Here is a 20,538-nt window from a genome sequence, read left to right on the forward strand (position 1 = left end):
TCAGGCCTTGCGCTCCAGTTGGCGCTCGATCATGTACTTCACGGCCAGGCGGCGTTCCTTGAGGTGACGAAGGTCTTCGTCCTCGAAATTGCCAGCCGAGATCGACTCGGCAGCAAGCACCTGGTTGTCGATGTCCATGTACTCGTCGAGCAGCCGGTCCAGCGCCTTGTCCTGCTGGCGGCGTTGCTGGACGATTTCACGCGGGTAGTGCAGGTCCTGGTAAAGATCGTGCGAAACAGGCATGGGAGTCCTCCATGGTCAATGCAGTTGCCTCATCTGATTGGAAGGGAGGAATGCGATTGTGTTGAAGCGAGGCGGGGGGAAAGCGACGGATGGTCGCCGCCTGAAAGGTGAAAATGACTAACTCGCTGTTTTTTGGTAATTTTTTTTCATCAGGGGGTTCACAGACCGAAAGTTTGTTGTTAAAGTGCCGCGCATTCCAAGACAACAACCCAGTTGTCACTCAGTTGGAATTGTCAGAGCAGCTAACGCTGCATCCGATACAGGGGCGTCGCCAAGCGGTAAGGCAGCAGGTTTTGATCCTGCCATGCGTTGGTTCGAATCCAGCCGCCCCTGCCATTTTCCTGCTTAAAACGTATCTCGGTCCGGTGCTTGGAAAGACAAGCGCTGGGCTTTGTCGTTTCCGCACGTTTTTCCGAGGGCTCTGTCAGGTCACCTGGCAGTTCCAAGCATCTCGTTCAGCAAGCGGGCCAGTTCATCGGCCTGTACCGGCTTCTGGATCACCAGGCTGCCCGGCAATTCCAGCCCCTGCAACTCCGCATAACCGGTAAGAAGTACCACCGGCAGGTGCGGGTATCGCTCGCGTGCCGCCAGAGCCAGTTGTGCACCATTGAACTCGGGCATGGCGAAATCGCTCAGCAGCAGGTCGATCTGCTCATCCAGCAAGGCCAAGGCCTGTTCGCCACTGTGCGCCTGGCGCACCTGATAGCCGTACTGGCGCAACACATCACCGAGCATGTCGCGTACCAGATGGTCGTCATCCACCAGCAGCACGGTGCGGTTATGGCCGCTTTCGCTTGTTGAGTGGCTGAGCAGCGATGGCAGCGGTTCGCTGACGGCTTCACCCTTGACTGCCGGCAGGTACACGGCCACCTGCGTGCCACGCCCAAGCGTGGTGTCGATGCGCACGCCACCCCCGGACTGTTTGGCGAAGCCGAATACCTGGGCCAGGCCCAGGCCGGAGCCCTTGCCGATATCCTTGGTGGTGAAGAACGGCTCGAACACCTTGGCCAGCACCTCTTCGCTCATGCCGCAGCCGGTATCGCGGATGCTCAGCATCACATATTCGCCGGGGTCCGGGTCTTCCGGACGCTGCGGGCGGGCGTCGATCCGGGTGTTGCGGGTCGACAGCGTCAGCTGGCCGCCGTCGGGCATTGCATCGCGGGCATTGATCGCCAGGTTGAGAATGATCATTTCGGTCTGGGTCGGGTCGGTCAGTGCCTGCCACAGGGTTGGTTCCAGGTCCAGCCGCACCGAGACGTTGCCGCCCAAGGTGCGGCGCAGCAACTCTTCCAGGCCGGACAGGGTGCGGTTGAGGTTCAGTGCCACCGGCTCCAGGCGCTGGCGGCGGGAAAAAGCCAGCAACTGCGAGGTCAGCTTGGCACCACGCTCGCCGGCTTCGCGAATATGCTTGAGCCGCGCACGGGCCTTTTCCAGGTCGGCTTTGGCCAGGTCCCGTTCGAGGAAGCTGGCGCCGGTGAGGATGACCGTCAGCAGGTTGTTGAAATCGTGAGCCACACCGGCAGTCAGCTGGCCGACCGCTTCCAGCCGCTGCATCTGCTGCAGCGCAGCCTCGATGCGTTCGCGTTCGGCGATCTGCTCGCGCAGGCGGGCGTTGGCTTCGGCCAGGCCGAGGGCGGCCTCGCGCTCGCTGGTGATGTCGCGCGCCACCACGTATAGCAGGGTGTCTTCCGGCACCACCACCCACGACAACCAGCGTTGCTGGCCACCGGCATCCAGGATGCGCCCGACAAAGCGGGCGCTGGTGCGGCCATGGGCGAGGGCGGCCAGCTCGGTGAGCAGCAGTTCCTGGTCGTGCTCGGGCAGCAGGTGCAGCAAGGACGATTGGCTCAGGCGTTCGCGGGACAAGCCCAGGCTCGCTTCCCAGGCGGGGTTCAGCGCGACGGGGGTCAGGTCCTTGTTGAGCACGGCCAGCAAGTCTTGCGACAGTTCCCAGGCACGGTCGCGTTCGCGGGTGCGGCGTTCTACCCTTTCACCCAGCATCTCGTTGAGCTGGCGCAGTGCCTGGTTGGCCAGGCGCTGGGTGTGGATGTCCTGCAACACCCCGGAAAAGCGCACGCACCGGTCGTTGACGAACTGACTCTGGCCGCTGCTGAGCAACCAGCGCGGTTCCAGGCCAGCGGGTTGGGCGATGCGGAATTCGACCCGATAGTGGCCGCCACTTTCCGGGCACATGGCGTGTTCCACCGCTTCGCGCACCTGCGCCAGGTCGTCGGGGTAGATGCCGGCGTAAAACACCTCGAGGCTCATTTCGGTATCGGCGGGCAGGCCGAACAGGGTCTTGCAGCGGTCATCCCACAGCAACAGGCCTTCTTGCGGGCGCATGTCCCAGGTGCCCATGCCGGCAGCGTCGATGGCAATGCGCGCACGTGCCTCGACGTCGGCCAGGGCCTCTTCGGCGCGGCGTCGGCGCTGGCGCTCTTGCACTTCGGTCAGGGCCCGGCGTACGGCCTTGGGCAGCAGCGGCAGGTTCTTCTTCAGTACATAGTCGGTGGCGCCCAGGCGGATCATTTCCACCGCATGTTCTTCGCCGTAGATGCCAGACAGGAAGATGAACGGCGTGTCCGGTGCCAGGCGCTGGGCGATGGCCAGCACTTCAGTGCCGGACGAGCCCGGCAGCACGCAGTCGCACAGGATCAGGTCGTAGCGGGCTTCGCGCAGGGCCTGCTCTACACCGGCATGGTCGAACACCAGTTGCGCCTGCACCTGTAGCCCGCTGCGTTCCAGGCGCATCAGGGTCAGCTCGGCGTCCATCGAATTGTCTTCGACCATCAGCAGTTTCAGCGGTGTTGGCTGCATCGTCGCGGGCACCTCAGATGCTGCCACGCCGGTTCAGGCGCAGCGAGCCGGGTGGCGGTTCGTTGAGTACCGCCCAGAACACCCCCAGGTCGGAAATGGCGGCGACGAATTCCTTGAACTCCACCGGTTTGACCACGTATGCGTTCACCCCCAGCTCGTAGGCGCGCAGCAGGTCAGGCTCCTCGCGCGAGGACGTCAGCATCACCGTCGGGATGCTGCGCAGCTCGGCGGTGGCGCGCACTTCCTTGAGCACCTCCAGGCCGTCGACTTTTGGCAGTTTCAGGTCCAGCAGCAACACGGCGGGGTTGCCATCGTCACGTTCGGCATAGGTATTGCGCCTTAGCAGGTAGTCAAGTGCCTCGGCGCCGTCGCGCAGCACGATGACCTCGTTGGCCAACTGGCTGCGCTCCAGCGCCAGGAGCGTCAGCTCCAGGTCCCGTGGGTTGTCTTCGACCAGAAGGATGGGTTTGAGCATGATGGTAGCGGTGCCTCAGGTGGTCGCGGGGTGGCGCGGGAGGGTGAAGTGGAAGGTAGCACCCTGGTCAACCTTGCCATGGGCCCATACTCGACCGTCATGGCGTTCGATGATGCGACGCACACTGGCCAGGCCGATGCCGGTGCCTTCGAAGTCTTCCATGCGGTGCAGGCGCTGGAAAACGCCGAACAGTTTGCTGGCGTAGGCCATGTCGAAGCCCACGCCGTTGTCACGAATGCAGATCTCGGTTTCGCCCGGGTGTTGCACGGCGCTGATGCCGATGCGCGCCGGGGTGCGCCCACGTGTGTACTTGATGGCGTTGGCCAGCAGGTTGTGCAAGGCCATGTTGATGAACGCCGGGTCACCGATCACCTTGGGCAATTGCGCGATATCCCAGACAATTTCGCGGTTTTGGTAGTCGGGCGCAAGTTCGCTGCGAATGGCCTCGACCAGGGCGTTGAGGTCGACCTCGGACAGGCGCAGGGCCGAGCGGCCCATTTGCGAGAAATTGAGCAGGTTGTCGACCAGGCTCCCGGCAAAATGCGCAGCTTCCTCGATGTGTTGCAAAAAGCGCCTGCCGCGCTCGCCAAGGCTCTGGCCCTCGGTTTCGCCGAGCAATTCGGAGTAGCCGGCAATATGGCGCAGGGGCGCGCGCAGGTCATGGGACACGCTGTAGGAAAACGCTTCGAGCTCCTTGTTCGAGCGGCGCAGCTCGCCGGCCAGCTGCGCCAGTTCCTCGGCCTTGCGCAGGACGATGCCGAGCACTGCCGTGCGCAGCTCCTGCACGCCTTCGATGACCAGCGGGTGCCAGGGTTCGCAGTAGCCGCGCAGTTTTTCTTGCCAGCGTTCGAAACTGTGTCGTGGGTCGAGGTTGCCCTGCGGCCCTACCTGTTTGTTCGGCTGCCCGGCCCAGTTCACCGTGCGCACTTGCTCGGGGCGGAACCAGAGCAGGTAGTGCGAGTGGATCTGTGAAATGGCTACTGCCAGGACACCGCCAGCATGGGCCGCGAGCTCGGGCAGTTCATCGATGTCGCGACGCAGGTTGTCGCTATGGAACACACTGTCTTCGCTACGCTGGGATAGCCAGTGCACCAGGGCGGTTACCTGAGCGGCCGGCGGGGTCTTGCCGATCAGGTCGCAACGTTCGGCGGAAATGACTGCGGCACCTTGGGCGCCGGCGAAGGCCAGCAGTACTTCGGGCAAGTCGCGCAGGCCGTCACCGACACTGTCATGGTCGGCCATGGACGAGATCATGCGCACGATGTGTTGGCGCAGCTCCAGCAACTGGCGAGTGTTGGCGTGGGACTCGCGCGACTCGATCTGCAGCGACAGCACACTGGCCAGCAGCTCGCAGGCGGTACGGGTGCGCAGGTCCACCGGGCGTGGCTGTTCGTGGTGACAGGACACCAGCCCCCAGAGTTGCCCGTCGACCACGATCGACAGCGACATCGATGCCAGGGTACCCATGTTGCGCATGTACTGCAGGTGCACTGGCGACACGCTGCGCAGTGCGGCAAAGCTCAGGTCCAGGGGCTTGCCGGTGCGCGGGTTGGCAGAGGGCAGCAACGGCGAGGCCTGGTAGTTGGCGTCCTCGATCACGCGGATGCGGTTGATTCGGTACAACTCGCGCGCCTGGCGCGGTATGTCCGAAGCGGGGAAGCACAGGCCCAGGTAGCTCGGGTACCCCGGGTCGGCCACCTCGGCCAGCACCTGGCCGTTGCCTTCGGCATCGAAGCGATAGGCCTTTACCCGGCCAAAGCCGGTGATGCGCTTGAGTTGCAGCACTGCCTGCTGCAGCAATTCCTCGAGGCTGCCGGCCTGGTGCAGGCGGCCTACGAAGCTGCGCACCAGCGGGTAGTAATCGCTTTGCCCGGCAAGGTCCGCCGGCAGACGAGGGGGTTCGAATTCGGTGATCAGCACCTGGTCGTGACGATGGACCAGCAGGTGCAGGTTGCCGCGGCAAGGCGCGTCCTGGCGCAGCTGCACATCGCTGATGTGGAACGGAAAGACCTCGTCCTGCGGCAGGCGGGCCAGGTGCAGGCGCAGGTCGAAGGCACCGCTGACCAGTTCGGCAAACTCGCGACCTATCAGTTCACTGGCCGGTAAACCCAGCCAGTGCTCGACGTTTTCACTGGCCTGGAGTACCCGCATGTCGGTTTCGTCCAGCACCAGCAGGAAGCCGTGGGGCTGGATGCTGCCAGGCAGCTGGATCGGCTCCTGGGCGCAGCGCTCGAGGGCTTGGGTGAGCGTGCTGTCTGCAATCATCTATGAAAACGCTCCTGTCGTGTCCTTCCATGCATGCCGCATGAGTCTAGGCAGGATGAAAGGGGTACACCCTAACAGAATATCGACCCGGATAACGGCCTTTGGCCATTTGAGGGGAATGCTGGCAATGCGTTCTGTGGCGTGCGGCTTTTTTTTCAAGTGGTAGCGCTTTTTGGCTAATACAAAAAAATGGCTGCATGCCAGTACTGTGACACCATCTCGCTGCTACGCTCAGACCAGCAGACATCGACAAGGAAAATAAGGTGACGGAGCGCTTCCTGGCCGCCCTGTTGGGCCTTATGTTGAACAGCAGTGCCATGGCCGCGGACTTCCTGGTGGAAGTACGGGTGCTGGTGCAGCGCGGTTGCATGCTGGTCAACCAGGCCCCCGATGCCGGCGCACAGGCGCTGGGGCGCATCGATCTGGGTGCTGCTGCGCGGCTGGATGGCCCTGGCGCGCCGCTGACCGGCGTGCTGCCGAGCCAGCGCCTGCCACGGCTGGAATGCAACCCTGGCACCCCCTACCAGGTCCGCGTCGACGGTGGTCAGCATGGCGGCGTCGGCGAGCTGCGTTTTCTGGCCAGTGACGATGACACGGCCCGGCCCATACCGTATCGCCTTTATCGCGACGCTGCCTGGCGCGAACCGCTGGCGGTGAATGTTGCGCATTCGGCGCGGGTGCCGGACAGCGGCTCGGTCGAGCTGCCGTTGCATGCACGGATCGACAAGCTGGCCTGGGTACCGCCTGCAGGCCTGTATGCCGACCTGCTCAAAGTCACCGTCACCTGGTAGGGATGCCACCATGCTCAAGGACGCGACGCCATGAACCGCACCTCGATCCTGCTGCTTTCCCTGGGCCCGCTGCTGGTACCAGGCGGTGCTGCGCATGGCACCAGCACCGGTTTCATCCAGGCGCGGCTGGTGATCAGCAGTGCATGCCAGATCAGCAGCAACGAGACGCAACCGGCAACGGTGGGTAACCCCGGCGTGCTGGACTTCGGCGAGCGCGGACCGAACTGGGACCAGCCGCTGCGCAGCCGGGTTGACGATGTGAGCGGCGAGGGCAGCCTGCAGATCAGTTGCACGCCCGAGGTGCGGGCGTTCAACGTGCGCATCAACGGCGGCCTGAATGGCAGCGACGGCATACGGCGACTGAGCAACGGCCGCGAGCTGATCCCCTACCAACTGGCGATTGATCCGGGCGGTAACAGCCGCTACGGCATCGGCCAGGCACGTGCCTTCACCATCAGCAGTACCCGGCAGATACCGATCCCGATCTACGGCGTGGTAGTGGCGCACCCGCGCGCACTGCCGGCCGGGCTGTACCGTGACACCCTCAGGGTGACCCTGGACTGGTAACGACGCAAGGAGACTTCGATGCGAATGAACCTTTCACGCTGCATCCTCGCCGGTCTGGGCCTGGCGCTGGCTTCCCAGGCCCAGGCCGCCACGACCGGAACCATCGACTCGAAGCTGACCTTGACCGCGGCGTGCCAGGTCAATGGCAGCTCGGGCACCTCGGGGGTGAACTTCGGTGCCTTGGACTTCGGTACCAAGGATGCCCTGTTCACCACCGTCGACGCCCAGGTAATCGGTGGCGGCGGAGGGGCGATCAGCATTCTCTGTTCGGCCGGCACGGTCCCCGTGATCCGTGTGGGTGCCGGTGCCCACGATGGCCAGTCGGCCGGGGGCAGTCGTGCGCTTGCGGATGGCCTCGGCAACTTCGTGCCGTACGACTTCTACACCGATACCGGGCGCACGCAGCTGTTGGCCATCAACGGCACCATCACCTTGCCGACCAGCAGCGGTGCGGCCCAGACCGTCAACCTGTATGGTCAGGCACGCGGCAAGGCCGGCCTGCCAGCGGGGGTGTACACCGACACGGTGTCCGTAGAGCTGTCGTTCTGAGCCATGCGCATCTGGCTGGCGGGCAGCCTGAGCGGCCTCGGCGTACTGCTGGCCGGGCCCCTGGATGCGGCGACCACCAGCAGTTTCATGGTGACGGCGCAGATCGTCGCCGGGTGCCTGGTGGTTGGTGGTGTGAGCAGCTACGGGACGCTCGACTACGGTACGCAATCGGCACTCGCCACCGGGGCCATCGGCACCTCGTTGGGCGGTACCACGGTGACCTTTCAGTGCACCCCGGGGGTGGCCTTGAGCATGAGCGTGGATGGTGGGCAGAACAGTGCCAGCGGCACACGCAACCTCAAGCGCACGGGTGGCACACAAGTGCTGGCCTATCAGTTGTACCGGGACGCGGCCTACAGCCAGAGCCTGGGGATCGGCCAGAGCGTGGCCGTGAACTACAGCGACCCGACGGCGATCAAGTTGCCGGTGTACGGGCGGGTCCAGTTGAGCGGCACGTTGCCGGCCGGGACCTACACCGATGTGGTGCAAGTGACGGTGACCTGGTGAATGCACCGGCACCAACGACCAGTAGCCAAGGAGAGTTTCATGGGGGCAGGCGCGAAGTGGGCGCGTGGATTGACAGGGCTATTGTGGCTGGCGAGCCTGCCGGCCTGGGCGGCCACCTCGGTGCTGATCTGGCCGATCGACCCGGTGCTGGAGGCTGACCAGAAGGCTGGCGCACTGTGGCTGGAAAACCGCGGTACTGCACCAGCCAACCTGCAGGTGCGGGTATTCGCCTGGCGCCAGGGTGACTATCAGGAGCAGTACCAGGCACAGCGCGACATCATCGGCAGCCCGCCAGTGGCCAGCATCGCCCCCGGACAGAAGCAACTGATCCGCCTGACCCGCACCGGCCCCTCGCCAGTCGGCCAGGAGCAGGCCTACCGCATCATCATCGACGAAATCCCTGCCGCCATCCCCGTCGACAAGGCCGAGCCCGGCACCACCGCGGCGATCCGCCTGCAGATGCGCTACTCGGTACCCCTGTTCGTCTACGGCGAAGGCCTGTGGGGCAAGGCCGATCCCGCGGGCAAGCGCAATGCCGAGGGCGTCGGCAAGCCGCAACTCAGCTGGCGTGCGGTGACCGTACAGGGCAAGCCGTACGTGGAACTGCGCAACACCGGCGCGGTGCATGCGCGCCTGACCGATGTGGTGGTGCAGCAGGGCAGCCAGAGCCAGCCACTGGCCGATGGCCTGCTGGGTTATGTGCTGCCGGGGGCCAGCATGCGCTGGCCGGCACCGCTGGTACCGAATGCCGGCAGCGTGCTGAAGGGGAGGGTAAACGGCCAGAGCAGCGCGGACGCCATCCGCCAAAGCCAATGAGCCTGCGCCTGAATGCCGCGCAGGGGCCATGGGGGACCCGGCAATGGTTGGAAACCGTGTGTGAGGTGGCTAACAGGGGGTACCCACCGCTGGTGCCTGGGGCTTGCCCTGGTCGGCCCTGGCCTGGTGCTGGCCGACGACCTGCCGCCACCACCTGCGGAGTTGACCGCCATCGCCGATGCCACGTTGTACCTCGAGCTGCTGGTGAACCAGATGCCCAGGGCTGAGCTGGTGCCGGTGCAGCAGCGCGCCGGGCTGTTGTATCTGGACAGCGAGGTGTTGCGGGCGGCCGGTATCGCGCTGCCTGGCAACCCCCAGGGCGAGGTGGCGCTGGAGGCCATCGTGGGGCTGCATGCCGACTACGACAGCCAGAACCAGCGCCTGTTGCTGCAAGTGCCGCCGGCCTGGCTGCCCGAGCAGCAACTGGGTGACCGCAACCTGTACCCGGCCAGCGATGCGCGCAGCAGTTTCGGCGCCTTGTTCAACTACGACCTGTACCTGAACGACACCGATGATGGCGGCAGCTACCTGGCGGCCTGGAACGAACTGCGCCTGTTCGACAGCTGGGGCACGTTCTCCAGTACCGGGCAGTGGCGCCAGTCGTTCAATGGTGCGCCGACCGACGACGTGCGCCAGGGCTTCTTGCGCTATGACACTACCTGGCGCTTCACCGACGAACAGCGCCTGCTGACCTACGAAACCGGTGACCTGGTGACCGGGGCCTTGCCCTGGACCAGCTCGGTGCGGGTCGGCGGCCTGCAGGTGTCGCGCGATTTCGCCGCACGTCCCGACCTAGTCACCTATCCGTTGCCGGCGTTCTCCGGTGAAGCGGCGGTACCCACCTCGCTGGACCTGTTCATCAATGGCTACAAGTCCAGCACCGCCGAATTGCAGCCGGGCCCCTACACATTGACCAACGTGCCGTTCATCAACGGCGCCGGGGAAGCTGTGGTGGTCACCACCGATGCCCTCGGCCGGCAGGTGTCCACCACCTTGCCGTTCTACGTCACCAGCAGCCTGCTGCAGCAGGGCCTGGCGGATTATTCGGTGGCGGCCGGCAGCCTGCGCCGTGACTACGGGCTGCGCGATTTTGCCTACGGCCCCGGGGTTGCTTCGGCAAGCCTGCGCTACGGGGTCAGCGACGTCTTCACCCTGGAGACTCATGCCGAAAGCGCCGAATCGCTGATGCTGGGCGGCCTGGGCGGCAACATGCGGTTGGGCAATTTCGGCGTGCTCAACGCGGCCTTGGCGCAGAGCCGGTTCGATGGCGACAAGGGCCACCAGGTCGCCCTCGGCTACCAGTACAACAGCCAGCGCATCGGCTTCAGCTACCAGCGCCTGCAACGTTACGGCGACTATGCCGACCTGACCCGGGTCGACAGCCGTGACATTCAGCTGAGCCAGCGCAGCGAACAGGTCACGTTGAGCCTGAACCTGAACCAATACGGCAACATCGGCGCCGGATATTTCGATGTGCGCGCCGGCGACGGCACACGTACGCGCTTGATCAACCTGAGCTACAGCAGGCCGCTATGGGGCAACAGCAGCGTGTATCTGTCGGCCAACCGTGAAGTGGGGGACAGCCAGTGGGCGGTGCAGGCGCAACTGGTGATCCCGTTCGACCTGCACGGCACCCTGGCCCTGGGCATGGAGCGCAGCCAGCAAGGCGAAACCCTGCAGCGGGTCAACTACAGCCGCGCTACGCCGGTGGGTGGTGGTGTCGGTTACAACCTGGGCTACGCCGCCGGTAGCGAGCGCGACGCCTACCGCCAGGCCGATGTCACCTGGCGCTTGCAGTCGGTGCAGTTGCAGGCCGGTTTGTATGGCAGCAGTGGCGAGATGACCCGCTGGGCTGACGCCAGTGGCTCACTGGTGTGGATGGACGCCGGGCTGTTCGCTGCCAACCGTATCGACGATGCCTTCGTGGTGGTCAGCACCGGTGGTTACGCCGATGTGCCGGTGCGTTATGAAAACCAGGAGGTCGGCCGTACCGATGCCGATGGCCACCTGTTGGTGCCGTATAGCAGCGGTTACTACCGCGGCAAGTACGAAATCGACCCCATGGACTTGCCGCCGGACATCCTTGCGCCGGAAGTGGAACAGCGGGTGGCGGTGCGCCGGGGCAGCGGTTACCTGCTGGAGTTCCCGCTCAGGCGCGTGCTGGCGGCCAGTGTCGAACTGGTGGACGCTGACCGACAGGTACTCAAGCTGGGCAGCCGTGTCACCCATGCTGAAAGCGGCAGCCAGGCGGTGGTCGGTTGGGATGGCCTGGTGTATCTGGAAAACCTGGCGCCGCATAACCGACTGCAGGTGGAGCTGGAAGGGGGCGGGCATTGCCAGGTGGCGTTCGACCTGCCTGAAGCGCAAGGCTCGATCCCGTTGATTGGCCCGTTGGTGTGCAAATGAACGCCTGCTGGCGTGGTTTGTGGGCATGCGCCTTGTTGTTGTGGGCGGGCTCGGCCTGGGCCAAGTGCACATCAGTGCTGACAGCGCCGGCGGCGTTTGGATCGCTCAACTCGACCCAGGTACGTGGCACGGTACAGACGGCTTCCAGCACCAACTCTGGCCTGCAATGCAACGGTTCGGTGATCAGCCTGCTCAGTAGCAGCGACTCCTTCAAGATCAAGATCACTGCTACTACCAGCGGCCTGGTTGGGCCTACCGGGGATATCATCCCCTACACGCTGTATGCCGACGCCACAACTACCTATCCGATCACCCGTGGCACCCCCTTCGAATTCAGGACTACCGGCATCCTCGACTTGCTCGGGTTGCTCAACGGTACACCGAAGAACGTGCCCATCTATATGCGCACGCAGGTAGGCAGCAACGTATCGGCGGGGCTGTATCAGGAAACCCTCGATGTCCGGTGGGATTGGGACTATTGCGACGGGATTGGTGTTGGCGGGCTTTGCGCAGGGCGAGACCAGGGTTCCGGTACCAGGACCCTGCTGGTAAGCATGACCGTGACCAACGACTGCCAGATCACCACACCCAGCATCAACTTCGCCAGCGCCCCGGTGGTGGCGGGGTTCGGCACGGTGAGCCAGAGCCTGAGCGTGTCGTGCACCAAGGGCAGCAACTACACCGTGGGCCTGGATGACGGGCAGAACGTGGCCAATGGGCGGCGGCGGATGAAGTCGGCGGCCAACAACTACCTGGCCTACGACATTTTCAAGAGCGCCGGTGCGGTGCGCTGGGGTTCGGTAGGGGCTGCGCGACGGGCCAGCGCCGATGCCGATGTGAACCCCGGCACAGGTACCGGCACCGGTAGCCAGGTGTTCAACTACAACGCCAAGGTCTACACCGACCAGGCTACACCACCGGCGGCGACCTATACCGACAGTGTGATTCTGGATGTGCAGTTCTGAACGCAGGGACCTTGTGGGAGCGGCGGTCCGCGTTACCTGTGGGAGCGGCTTTAGCCGCGAAGAATCCAACACGGTGCATGGCACCGGCTACGCCGGTGTTCGCGGCTAAAGCCGCTCCCACAGGGTCCCTGCTAATTCCATGAGTCATGTGCAGTCCTGTGAGAGCCGGCTTGCCGGCGATGGGCCGTTTCACTCAGCGCAAATCACCAACCATCTTCGCCAATGTCTCCAGCACCGCCCCGGCCAGCGCCTTCGAGCGCGCCCCCGACCACCCGGTGACGGCATCCGGTGCGTCGTCATGGTCCTTGAACGGCATTTCCAGGGTCAGTGACAGGCAGTCATGCGCCATCCCCACCGCATTGCAGGCCAGCGTCGTGTTGGCTTGCCCCGGTTCGTCGCGGGTGTAGCCATGCACGGTCTGGAAGTCGCGGGTCAGGCTGCACAGGGTGCTGCGGAACTGCTCCTCCAGTTTGGCCAACCGCGGCGTGTAGCCCGGGTTGCCCTCGCAGGCCGCGGTGAACACATGGGGAATCTCTTCGTCGCCATGCACATCGATGAACGCATCCACGCCGTACTGCTTCATCTGCGCCTGGGCGAAGAACACCTCGGGGCTGAGCTCGACGCTGGCGTCCTGCCACGCGCGATTGAGGTCCTTGCCCTTGAAATTGGTGCGCAGGTGGCCGAGGAAGGCACCGTCGGGGTTCATGTTGGGGATCAGGTACAGGTCGGCCTTTGCCAGCAACTGCTGGATCACCGCGTCGTTGCCCTGCAGGCGGTCGATCACGCCCTCCATGAACCATTCGGCCATGTGTTCGCCCGGGTGTTGCTGGGCAATCAACCACAGCTTGCGCTTGCCTGCAGCACCATCACCGGCACGCAGCAGGGGAATGTCGCGGCCCTGTACGCTGCGACCACTGGCGAGCAATTCGACCCCCGGCAGTTGCCGTGCACGTTCGATCAGCTGGTTGTGGCGCGCGCGCGGGTAGGGCTCGAAGTAGGCGAACCAGATGTGTGGCTGTTCGGCCTTCACCTCGAACGAAAGCGCCGTGCCGTCGAACTGGCTGGGGACGCGGAACCAGGTTTGCTGGTCGTAGGAGGCCACGGCGTTGTAGCCGCTCCAGGCGTTCTTGTAGGAGGAGCCGGAGGCATTGTCGAGGCTGAAACGATGGACCTGGCCCGGCGTCAGCCCGCTGACCTTGAAGTGGAACCACTGGTAGTGGCCGCTGTTGGTGTCGGGGCGGATGGCCAGGTGCACCCGGGCCGGGTTGCTGGCATCCAGCACCTTGATGTTGCCGGAATCGAAATCGCAGTCGATCTGCAGGGGGGACAGCGTCACGCTCATGTGCCAGGCTCCTTCTGGGGGCTTTGTTGTGAGGGTACTGTACACGGCTTGGCAGGGTTGCTGCGCGAGATCAGGCGACGCGGGGGCGATCTCATATGTTTCCTACAGGCTATTTGAAGAACTGACTCGGCGTGATGCCGAACTGGCGCTTGAACATGCTGGCGAAGGCACTAGGGCTGTCATACCCCAGCGTCCCCGCCACATCGATGATTCGCTCGCCCTGGGCGATCCGCTCCAGTGCCTGCATCAGCCGCGCCTGCTGGCGCCACTGGCCGAAGGTCATGCCGGTTTCCTTGCGAAACAGGCGCTGGATGGTCTTTTCGTCCACCCCCAGCTGCTGGCCCCAGTCGGCCACGGTGGCGTTATCGTCAGGCCGCTCGTGCAACGCCGAACAGATCGCCTGCAGGCGCTTGTCGCTTGGTTGCGACAGTTTCAGCGGCAAGGTCGGCAGCACGCAGATCTCGTCGAGGATCAGGCGCATCACCCGGGCTTCACGCGAGTCTTCGGCAAACGGCGCGGTAAAGCCCACGGAAGCCTTGATCAATTCGCTGAGCAGCGGCGAGATGCTGATAGCCTTGCTCTGCGCAGGCAACTGCACTGCCGCGTCGGTGCGCACGAACACACTGCGCATCTTCACATCGCCCACGCAGCGGATCGCGTGCACCTGGCCGCAGGGCATCCATACGCCGCGGCTGGGGGGCACGGTCCAGCGTTCGTTACCGGACTCGACCATCATCAGGCCTTTGATGGCATAGATCAGTTGATGCTTGGCATGGCTGTGGGGCTCGATGAACCAGTCGGTCGGGTAGTCCGTCGCACGGCTGCCAATCTCCCAGGTCCACTCATCCACTTCCACCAGCAATTCGTGTTGCGGCCTCAGCATTTCGCCCCCCTTGTACTGGCAGCCTGGCGCGCCCACTTTAACAGCAGCGGCTGGGGCGGGCTTGCGAGCGGGTTGCCGGCAGCAGCGCGGTGGCCAACCCCAGCAGCGGCAGGAAGGAAATCATCTGGTACACCCAAGCGATGCCATGCCGGTCGGCCAGCTCGCCAAGCCCGGCGGCGCCGATACCGCTGATACCGAACATCAACCCGAACATCACCCCCGACACCATACCCACCCGGCCCGGCACGGCCTCCTGGGCGTACACCACCAGGGCGGCGAAGGCCGAGGACATCACCAGGCCGATGGCCACCGCCAGTACCGCCGTCCAGGCCAGGTTGGCGTAGGGCAGGGCGAGGGCGAAGGGCGCCACGCCGAGGAACGAGACCCAGATCACCGCCTTGCGCCCGATACGGTCACCCACCGGGCCACCGGCGAAGGTACCCAGTGCCACGGCCGCGAGGAATATGAACAGGTACAACTGGCTGTGCTGCACGCTCAGGCCGAAATGCTCGATCAGGTAGAAGGTGAAGTAATTGGTGAACGAGGCGATGTAGACGAACTTGGCGAACATCAGCACGGCAATGACCGCCACGGCACGCCACATGGCGCCACGCGACAGGCCGGGGGCCTGCTGGCCGGCGAAGGTCTTGAGCCGGGTCTGGCCGTGGCGCACGGTCCAGCCGGTCACCCGCAACAGCACGAATACCGCCAGCGCAGCCGCCAGCATGAACCAGGCGATGGCCGGCTGGCCGTAGGGTATGACGATGGCAGCGGTCAGCAACGGGCCGAGGGCCGAGCCGGTGTTGCCACCGACCTGGAAGGTCGATTGCGCGGTGCCGAAGCGCCCACCGGAGGCCATCCTGGCCACTCGCGAGGCTTCTGGGTGGAAGGTCGCCGAGCCCACGCCGACCACCGCTGCGGCCACCAGCAGCATTTCATAGCTGCTGGCGAAGGCGAGCAGGGCGATGCCCACCAGGGTCACCAGCATGCCGGCCGGCAGCAGGTAGGGTTGCGGGTGCTTGTCGGTGTACAGGCCGACCCAGGGTTGCAGCAGGGATGCGGTCACCTGGTAGATGAGGGCGATCCAGCCTACCTGGGCGAAGCTCAGCGCGAAATCGCTCTTGAGCATCGGGTAGATGGATGGCAGCACAGCCTGGATCAGGTCATTGAGCAGGTGGGCGAATGCGGCAGCGCCGACGATGCGGACCAGAAAGCCCTGGGGTTGGTCGGCAGGTGTGGTGGCGGCCATGGAGGCGGTGGAGGTCGTCATGGGCGATCTTCTTCTGGCGAAAGGAACAAGGCATAGCGGGGGCAGGTTAGCCAGTACCCGGGTTGCCTGTCTCACGCCGAACAGGCAGCTACTGTCGCGTTTCGGACATCTGTCAGAGGAGCTTGCGCGATCCCTTGTGGGAGCGGCCTTGTGTCGCGAAAGGGCTGCGAAGCAGCCCCAGCAATTTGTGCATCTGCGCTGAAACTCTGGGGCTGCTTCGCAGCCCTTTCGCGACACAAGGCCGCTCCCACAAGGGGCCGCGCAGGGGAGCAGGAAGCCGGTCCCTTTCAGAACGACTGACCCTGCCGCGCCACCCAGCGCAGCAATGCTGCAATCGGTACGCTGCGGTGAGCCTCATGCCGGTAAGGCTTGCCGTCGGCGGTAAAGCGTTCGCGATAACGGCTCAGCACCAGGTTCCGGCCATCGGCCGAAACCCGGGCCTCCAGTTCATGCAGCAACAGGGGTTGCCGGGCCGCGCCTTCCAGGCGCCTGAACAGTAGCATGGCGGCTTGGGCATCATTCTTCACGGGCACCCCCTGCACAATCCACTGGCCACGCTCCCGGCTCGCCGGCCTTACCTTCTGCCACCCGGTTGCTGCGCCGCTGCGCGGTGTAATCACGCAGCGCAAGGTAGTAGTCAGGCCAGGTGCGCAGCAGGTCGGTCAATGGCAGTGCTGTGGCCCGTGCATCGACGATGCCGCCGGCCGTGGCTACGTTGCCCATGGTTTCGACGGTGTCGCTGTTGCCGCCAAACGGGTCCAGTGCCAGGCCCAGCAGCGTGCCGGTGGCATCGCGCAGGTTGTGGGTGCCCAGCAGTGGCAGCTCGACGATGGGGCCAGCGGCAATGTTCCACACCCCGAAGGTCTGGCCAAAGTCCGAGCGATGCTGGCTCAGCCCCATCTTGCCAGACACGTCGACCAGCCCTGCCACACCCAGGGTGGTGTTGAAGATGAAGCGGCTGAGGCTGGTCATCGCCCGTTCGCCATTGCCCTGCAGCAGGTCGTTGACGAACACCTTGGGCTCACCGAAGTTGCTGGCAAAGTTGTGCATGCCCTGTCGGGCAAAACCGGGCAGCGCGCTGTAGCCCCGTGCGACGGGGGCCAGCAGATAGTCGTCGACCCTGCGGTTGAAGGCGAACACGGCACGGTTGGCGGGCTCGGCCGGGTCACTGACCTGATAGGCGACATTGCCGCAGGCAGCCGTGGCCGGCGCACGTTGGCTGCAGCCTCCCGCCGCAAGCAGCGACAAGGCCAGCGCGGCAGAGCGCACTGAACGGGAGGCGGATGATGAACGGGACATGGATGCATTCCTGGCAAGAACTGGCGGCGATGCTGCGCAGTTTTCTTTGCCTGGGAATGTCCGGATTGTCTCGGCATCGACACTTTGTTTCCGGGTTGAAATATATGACGGCTGCGTGGGGATGGCCTTAAAGTACGGCTTGGTGACCTAGTTTTGCGGTGCTTTTGTGAGCCATTTGCTGATAGTCGACGATGATGTCGAGGTGCTCGACCTGCTGCAGAAGTTTCTCTGCCAGCATGGCTACGAGGTTGATGTGGCCAGGGATGGCAAGGCGCTCTGGCAGGCCGTTGAGCGGCGGGTGCCGGACCTGGTCATTCTGGATGTGATGCTGCCAGGCGACAGTGGCCTGGTGTTGTGCCAGCGCTTGCTGGCCGAGCACAAGGTGGCAGTGATCATGCTCACCGCCATGGGCGAGTTGAGTGACCGGGTGGTTGGCCTGGAGCTGGGGGCAGACGACTACCTGACAAAACCGTTCGCCGCCCGTGAACTGCTGGCCCGGGTGAGGGCAGTGCTGCGCCGTGCCGGTGAAACGGCCGGTGGCACGGCGGGCCATGCCTGCGCGACCCTGGAGTTTGCCGGGTGGCGGCTGGATGTGGTGCGGCGCGAACTGCGTTCGCCGGACAACGTCATGATTCCCTTGTCCAACGGTGAGTTCGAGCTGCTGCTGGTGTTCGCCGAACATCCGCGGCGGGTGCTCAGCCGTCAGCAGTTGCTGGACATGGCCCGTGGCGATGCCTACGACGCCTATGACCGCAGCATCGACGTCCAGGTAAGCCGGCTGCGTCGCAAGCTTGAAACCGACAACGGCAACGAGCCCCTGATCCGTACCCTGCGCAACGCCGGTTACCTGTTCACGCCCACGGTCGCGAAGCGATGAGGCTGTTGGCCAGGGTTGGTCAGGCCCTGCCGCGGCCAAGAATCACCATCGCCCGCTGGATCGCGTTGACCACCCTGACGGCGATGCTGTTCTTGCTGTTGCTAAAGGTGCTGTTCAGCCTGTTGCTGAGCGTTTGGGCGCAGCCACCGCTGCTGGAGAGCGGGGTGATCGAGAAGGTTGCAGCGGTCACCCGCATCCTCGACGCCGCGCCTGTGGCGCAGCGTGCCATCATCGCCAGTGCGGCAGGTGACGGCTCATACTCCGTGCGATGGTTGCGCCGCCATGACGAAGCGGGCGTGCCGGTGCTGGTCGATGCCGAATTCAGCCAGGGCACGCCTATCCTGCGCGCACTGCTCAAGCGCCCGGATGCCAGGGTCGAGGCTTTCGAACCGTCCGACATGCCGCAGTACGCACCTGAACGTGGCTATGCGCTGATGATCGAGCTGAGTGACAAGTCCTGGGTGCTGTTCCGTGCCACCAGCCGTAGCTGGGGCCTGGATGAACTGCCGCGCAACCTGATCATCTTCGGGCTGATGCTGATTTCCAGCCTTGTCGTCGCGCTGCTGGCCACGCGCTACTTGGCCAAGCCGCTGCAGCGCTTTGCCGAAGGTGCGCGGCGTTTTGGCAAGGACTTCAACGCCCCGCCCATTCCCGTGGTCGGCCCGCACGACCTGCGCCAGGCCATTCTCGCGTTCAATGCCACCCAGGCGCAGCTCAAGCATTTTCTCAACGACCGTACCCAGATGCTTGCGGCCATTTCCCACGACTTGCGTGCACCGCTGACGCGCATGCGCTTGCGCGCCGAATTCATCGACGATGCCCAGCTACAGGCCAAGTTGTTCAAGGACGTCGACGAGATGCAGGCGATGGTCGACGCGGCGTTGGAGTTCTTCCGTGATGACGCACGGCTGGAACAGACGACCGTATTCGACCTGGGCGAGCTGCTGCTGACCGTGGTGGACGACTTCAAGGACGCGGGGGTCGAGGTCGGCCTCAGCGGGCCGCGCCGCTGTGTATACACGGGGCGGCCAGTGGGTATCAAGCGTGTGCTGGTGAACTTGATCGACAATGCGGCGAAGTACGGCCGTGAGCCCATGGTTGTGTTGGCAGCAAGCGCCAGGCAGATCGAGATTACCGTGCAGGACCGCGGGCCGGGCATCGCGCCGGAGCTGCATGAGCAGGTATTCGCGCCGTTCTACCGTATCGAAGGTTCACGCAACCGCAATACCGGTGGCGTGGGGCTGGGCCTGCCCGCAGCACGGGCCATCGTGCTGGAGCAGGGGGGCAGCGTGACCCTGGCCAACCGCCCGGGTGGCGGGCTGGAAGTCAAGGTCATGCTGCCGCCGGGCTGATCACAGCCCCAGTTCGCTGAGCCCGGGGTGATCATCCGGGCGCCGGCCCAACGGCCAGTGGAACTTGCGCTCCGCTTCGCTGATAGGGTGCTCGTTGATGCTCGAGTGGCGGTTCTGCATCAGCCCGTCGTCGGCAAATTCCCAGTTCTCGTTGCCATAGGCGCGGTACCACTGGCCGCTGTCGTCGTGGTACTCGTAGGCATAGCGCACGGCAATGCGGTTGCCTGTGAAAGCCCACAGTTCCTTGATCAGGCGGTACTCCAGTTCATGGTTCCATTTACGGGTCAGGAACGCCTCGACCTCGGTACGGCCGCGCGGGAACTCGACGCGGTTACGCCAGACGGTATCGACGGTATAGGCAAGCGCGACCTTGGCCGGGTCGCGGCCGTTCCAGCCATCCTCGGCCAGGCGGACCTTTTCGATGGCGCTTTCGCGGGTGAAGGGCGGCAGGGGTGGGCGGGACATCGGGGTACTCCTCAGTTCGATTGGCCTGTAGGAGAGTAGTAGCCGCTGGCCGAACAGAGAATGGGTGTGCCTGGCACATCATAATTGCAGTGTGTGGAACAATAGAGACCGCTCGAGATGAGGCAACTGTCTTGCTCAAATCTGAAGGCTTGCGCAATCCCTGTGGGAGCGGCCTTGTGTCGCGAAAGGGCTGCATCGCAGCCCCGGCAACCTATGCATCACAGCTGAAATCCCGGGGCCGCGTTGCGGCCCTTTCGCGACACAAGGCCGCTCCCACAGGGGGGGCTTTATCAGGCTGCGTCGGCTGCGGTCTTCCCGGCGGCCTTGCTACGCCCGCCCAGCCACACCAGCAGCAGCCCGGCAGCCGCCAGCACGCCACCTGCCATCGGCACTGCCGCATAGCCCAGGTCCAGGCTGATCACCGCACCACCCAGCGCCGCGCCCACGGCATTGCCCAGGTTGAACGCGCCGACGTTGATCGATGAGGCCAGCCCCGGTGCTTCGATGGCGGCGATCATCACCCGCATTTGCAGCGGCGGTACCACGGCGAAAGTGAACATGCCCCACACCAGCAAGGCGATGGCGGCGCCGATGTGGCTGCCCAGCACCAGCGGCATCAGCAGCATGATCACCACCAGTGCCGCGAGGA

At 64.5% G+C, this 20,538-nt stretch carries 19 protein-coding genes, 1 tRNA gene and 1 pseudogene; 10 read left to right on the forward strand and 11 right to left on the reverse strand.

Annotated elements, in window-relative coordinates; translation table 11 throughout:
• Complete coding sequence (locus JV551A3_RS12155) at positions 1–243, reverse strand: hypothetical protein (RefSeq protein ID WP_085624636.1); 243 nt, start codon at positions 241–243, stop codon at positions 1–3.
• A 261-nt stretch (positions 244–504) separates the two neighbouring features.
• On the opposite strand from JV551A3_RS12155, the gene JV551A3_RS12160 reads away from it, so the two are divergent.
• A tRNA-Gln gene (locus tag JV551A3_RS12160) sits at positions 505–579 on the forward strand.
• Positions 580–672: 93 nt separating this feature from the next.
• On the opposite strand, the gene JV551A3_RS12165 is transcribed toward JV551A3_RS12160, so the two are convergent.
• Genes JV551A3_RS12165 through JV551A3_RS12175 form a run of 3 tightly spaced genes read right to left on the reverse strand, consistent with a single transcriptional unit; the run spans position 673 to position 5,800 of the window.
• A complete protein-coding gene (locus JV551A3_RS12165) occupies positions 673–3,060 on the reverse strand; it encodes a hybrid sensor histidine kinase/response regulator (RefSeq protein WP_133971039.1) in 2,388 nt (795 codons plus the stop codon).
• A 13-nt stretch (positions 3,061–3,073) separates the two neighbouring features.
• Positions 3,074–3,535, reverse strand: coding sequence for a response regulator (locus JV551A3_RS12170; RefSeq protein WP_013971927.1), 462 nt, complete (start codon positions 3,533–3,535; stop codon positions 3,074–3,076).
• Positions 3,536–3,550: 15 nt separating this feature from the next.
• Positions 3,551–5,800: an ATP-binding protein gene (locus tag JV551A3_RS12175; RefSeq protein ID WP_133971041.1), complete on the reverse strand. Its 2,250-nt coding sequence runs from the start codon at positions 5,798–5,800 to the stop codon at positions 3,551–3,553.
• A gap of 263 nt (positions 5,801–6,063) precedes the next feature.
• Between JV551A3_RS12175 and JV551A3_RS12180 the strand changes: the two genes are divergently transcribed.
• From JV551A3_RS12180 to JV551A3_RS12210, 7 genes are all read left to right on the forward strand, one after another.
• Entirely contained in the window at positions 6,064–6,591 is a 528-nt protein-coding gene (locus tag JV551A3_RS12180) for a Csu type fimbrial protein (protein ID WP_133971043.1), read from the forward strand.
• A 30-nt stretch (positions 6,592–6,621) separates the two neighbouring features.
• Positions 6,622–7,158, forward strand: coding sequence for a Csu type fimbrial protein (locus JV551A3_RS12185; protein ID WP_133971044.1), 537 nt, complete (start codon positions 6,622–6,624; stop codon positions 7,156–7,158).
• A gap of 18 nt (positions 7,159–7,176) precedes the next feature.
• Positions 7,177–7,707, forward strand: coding sequence for a Csu type fimbrial protein (locus JV551A3_RS12190; RefSeq protein ID WP_133971047.1), 531 nt, complete (start codon positions 7,177–7,179; stop codon positions 7,705–7,707).
• 3 nt (positions 7,708–7,710) lie between these two features.
• Positions 7,711–8,214, forward strand: coding sequence for a Csu type fimbrial protein (locus tag JV551A3_RS12195; protein WP_112252351.1), 504 nt, complete (start codon positions 7,711–7,713; stop codon positions 8,212–8,214).
• Between the two features lie 39 nt (positions 8,215–8,253).
• A complete protein-coding gene (locus tag JV551A3_RS12200) occupies positions 8,254–9,030 on the forward strand; it encodes a fimbrial biogenesis chaperone (RefSeq protein ID WP_133971049.1) in 777 nt (258 codons plus the stop codon).
• Positions 9,031–9,138: 108 nt separating this feature from the next.
• The gene (locus JV551A3_RS12205; RefSeq protein ID WP_133971403.1) at positions 9,139–11,436 is read left to right on the forward strand and encodes a fimbria/pilus outer membrane usher protein; all 2,298 of its coding nucleotides are present in this window, start codon (positions 9,139–9,141) and stop codon (positions 11,434–11,436) included.
• Entirely contained in the window at positions 11,433–12,401 is a 969-nt protein-coding gene (locus tag JV551A3_RS12210) for a Csu type fimbrial protein (protein ID WP_133971051.1), read from the forward strand. The genes JV551A3_RS12205 and JV551A3_RS12210 overlap by 4 nt, the downstream gene beginning before the upstream one ends.
• A 193-nt stretch (positions 12,402–12,594) precedes the next feature.
• Here JV551A3_RS12210 and JV551A3_RS12220 read toward each other — a convergent pair whose 3' ends face one another.
• From JV551A3_RS12220 to JV551A3_RS12240, 5 genes are all read right to left on the reverse strand, one after another.
• Positions 12,595–13,743, reverse strand: a complete 1,149-nt coding sequence (locus JV551A3_RS12220) for a M14 family metallopeptidase (RefSeq protein ID WP_133971053.1) — start codon at positions 13,741–13,743, stop codon at positions 12,595–12,597.
• A 109-nt stretch (positions 13,744–13,852) separates the two neighbouring features.
• Complete coding sequence (locus tag JV551A3_RS12225; RefSeq protein ID WP_133971055.1) at positions 13,853–14,626, reverse strand: AraC family transcriptional regulator; 774 nt, start codon at positions 14,624–14,626, stop codon at positions 13,853–13,855.
• 37 nt (positions 14,627–14,663) lie between these two features.
• Complete coding sequence (locus tag JV551A3_RS12230) at positions 14,664–15,896, reverse strand: MFS transporter (protein ID WP_133971057.1); 1,233 nt, start codon at positions 15,894–15,896, stop codon at positions 14,664–14,666.
• Between the two features lie 287 nt (positions 15,897–16,183).
• Entirely contained in the window at positions 16,184–16,399 is a 216-nt protein-coding gene (locus JV551A3_RS12235; protein ID WP_133971405.1) for a hypothetical protein, read from the reverse strand.
• Positions 16,400–16,412: 13 nt separating this feature from the next.
• On the reverse strand, positions 16,413–17,195 hold the full coding sequence (locus tag JV551A3_RS12240) for an MlaA family lipoprotein (RefSeq protein WP_133971059.1): 783 nt from the start codon (positions 17,193–17,195) through the stop codon (positions 16,413–16,415).
• A gap of 166 nt (positions 17,196–17,361) precedes the next feature.
• Between JV551A3_RS12240 and JV551A3_RS12245 the strand changes: the two genes are divergently transcribed.
• Both JV551A3_RS12245 and JV551A3_RS12250 read left to right on the forward strand, forming a co-directional pair.
• Positions 17,362–18,072 carry a response regulator gene (locus JV551A3_RS12245; RefSeq protein ID WP_133971061.1) on the forward strand — a complete coding sequence of 237 codons (711 nt, stop codon included), beginning with the start codon at positions 17,362–17,364 and terminating at the stop codon, positions 18,070–18,072.
• Positions 18,069–19,424 (forward strand): ATP-binding protein, encoded by a 1,356-nt coding sequence (locus tag JV551A3_RS12250; RefSeq protein ID WP_133971063.1) that lies wholly within the window; start codon positions 18,069–18,071, stop codon positions 19,422–19,424. The genes JV551A3_RS12245 and JV551A3_RS12250 overlap by 4 nt, the downstream gene beginning before the upstream one ends.
• On the opposite strand, the gene JV551A3_RS12255 is transcribed toward JV551A3_RS12250, so the two are convergent.
• Complete coding sequence (locus JV551A3_RS12255; protein ID WP_133971065.1) at positions 19,425–19,889, reverse strand: nuclear transport factor 2 family protein; 465 nt, start codon at positions 19,887–19,889, stop codon at positions 19,425–19,427. It abuts the gene before it with no gap.
• Between the two features lie 290 nt (positions 19,890–20,179).
• Positions 20,180–20,538: pseudogene (locus JV551A3_RS12260) on the reverse strand (MFS transporter); the annotation flags it as partial.

Source organism: Pseudomonas inefficax (assembly GCF_900277125.1).
Taxonomy (GTDB): domain Bacteria; phylum Pseudomonadota; class Gammaproteobacteria; order Pseudomonadales; family Pseudomonadaceae; genus Aquipseudomonas; species Aquipseudomonas inefficax.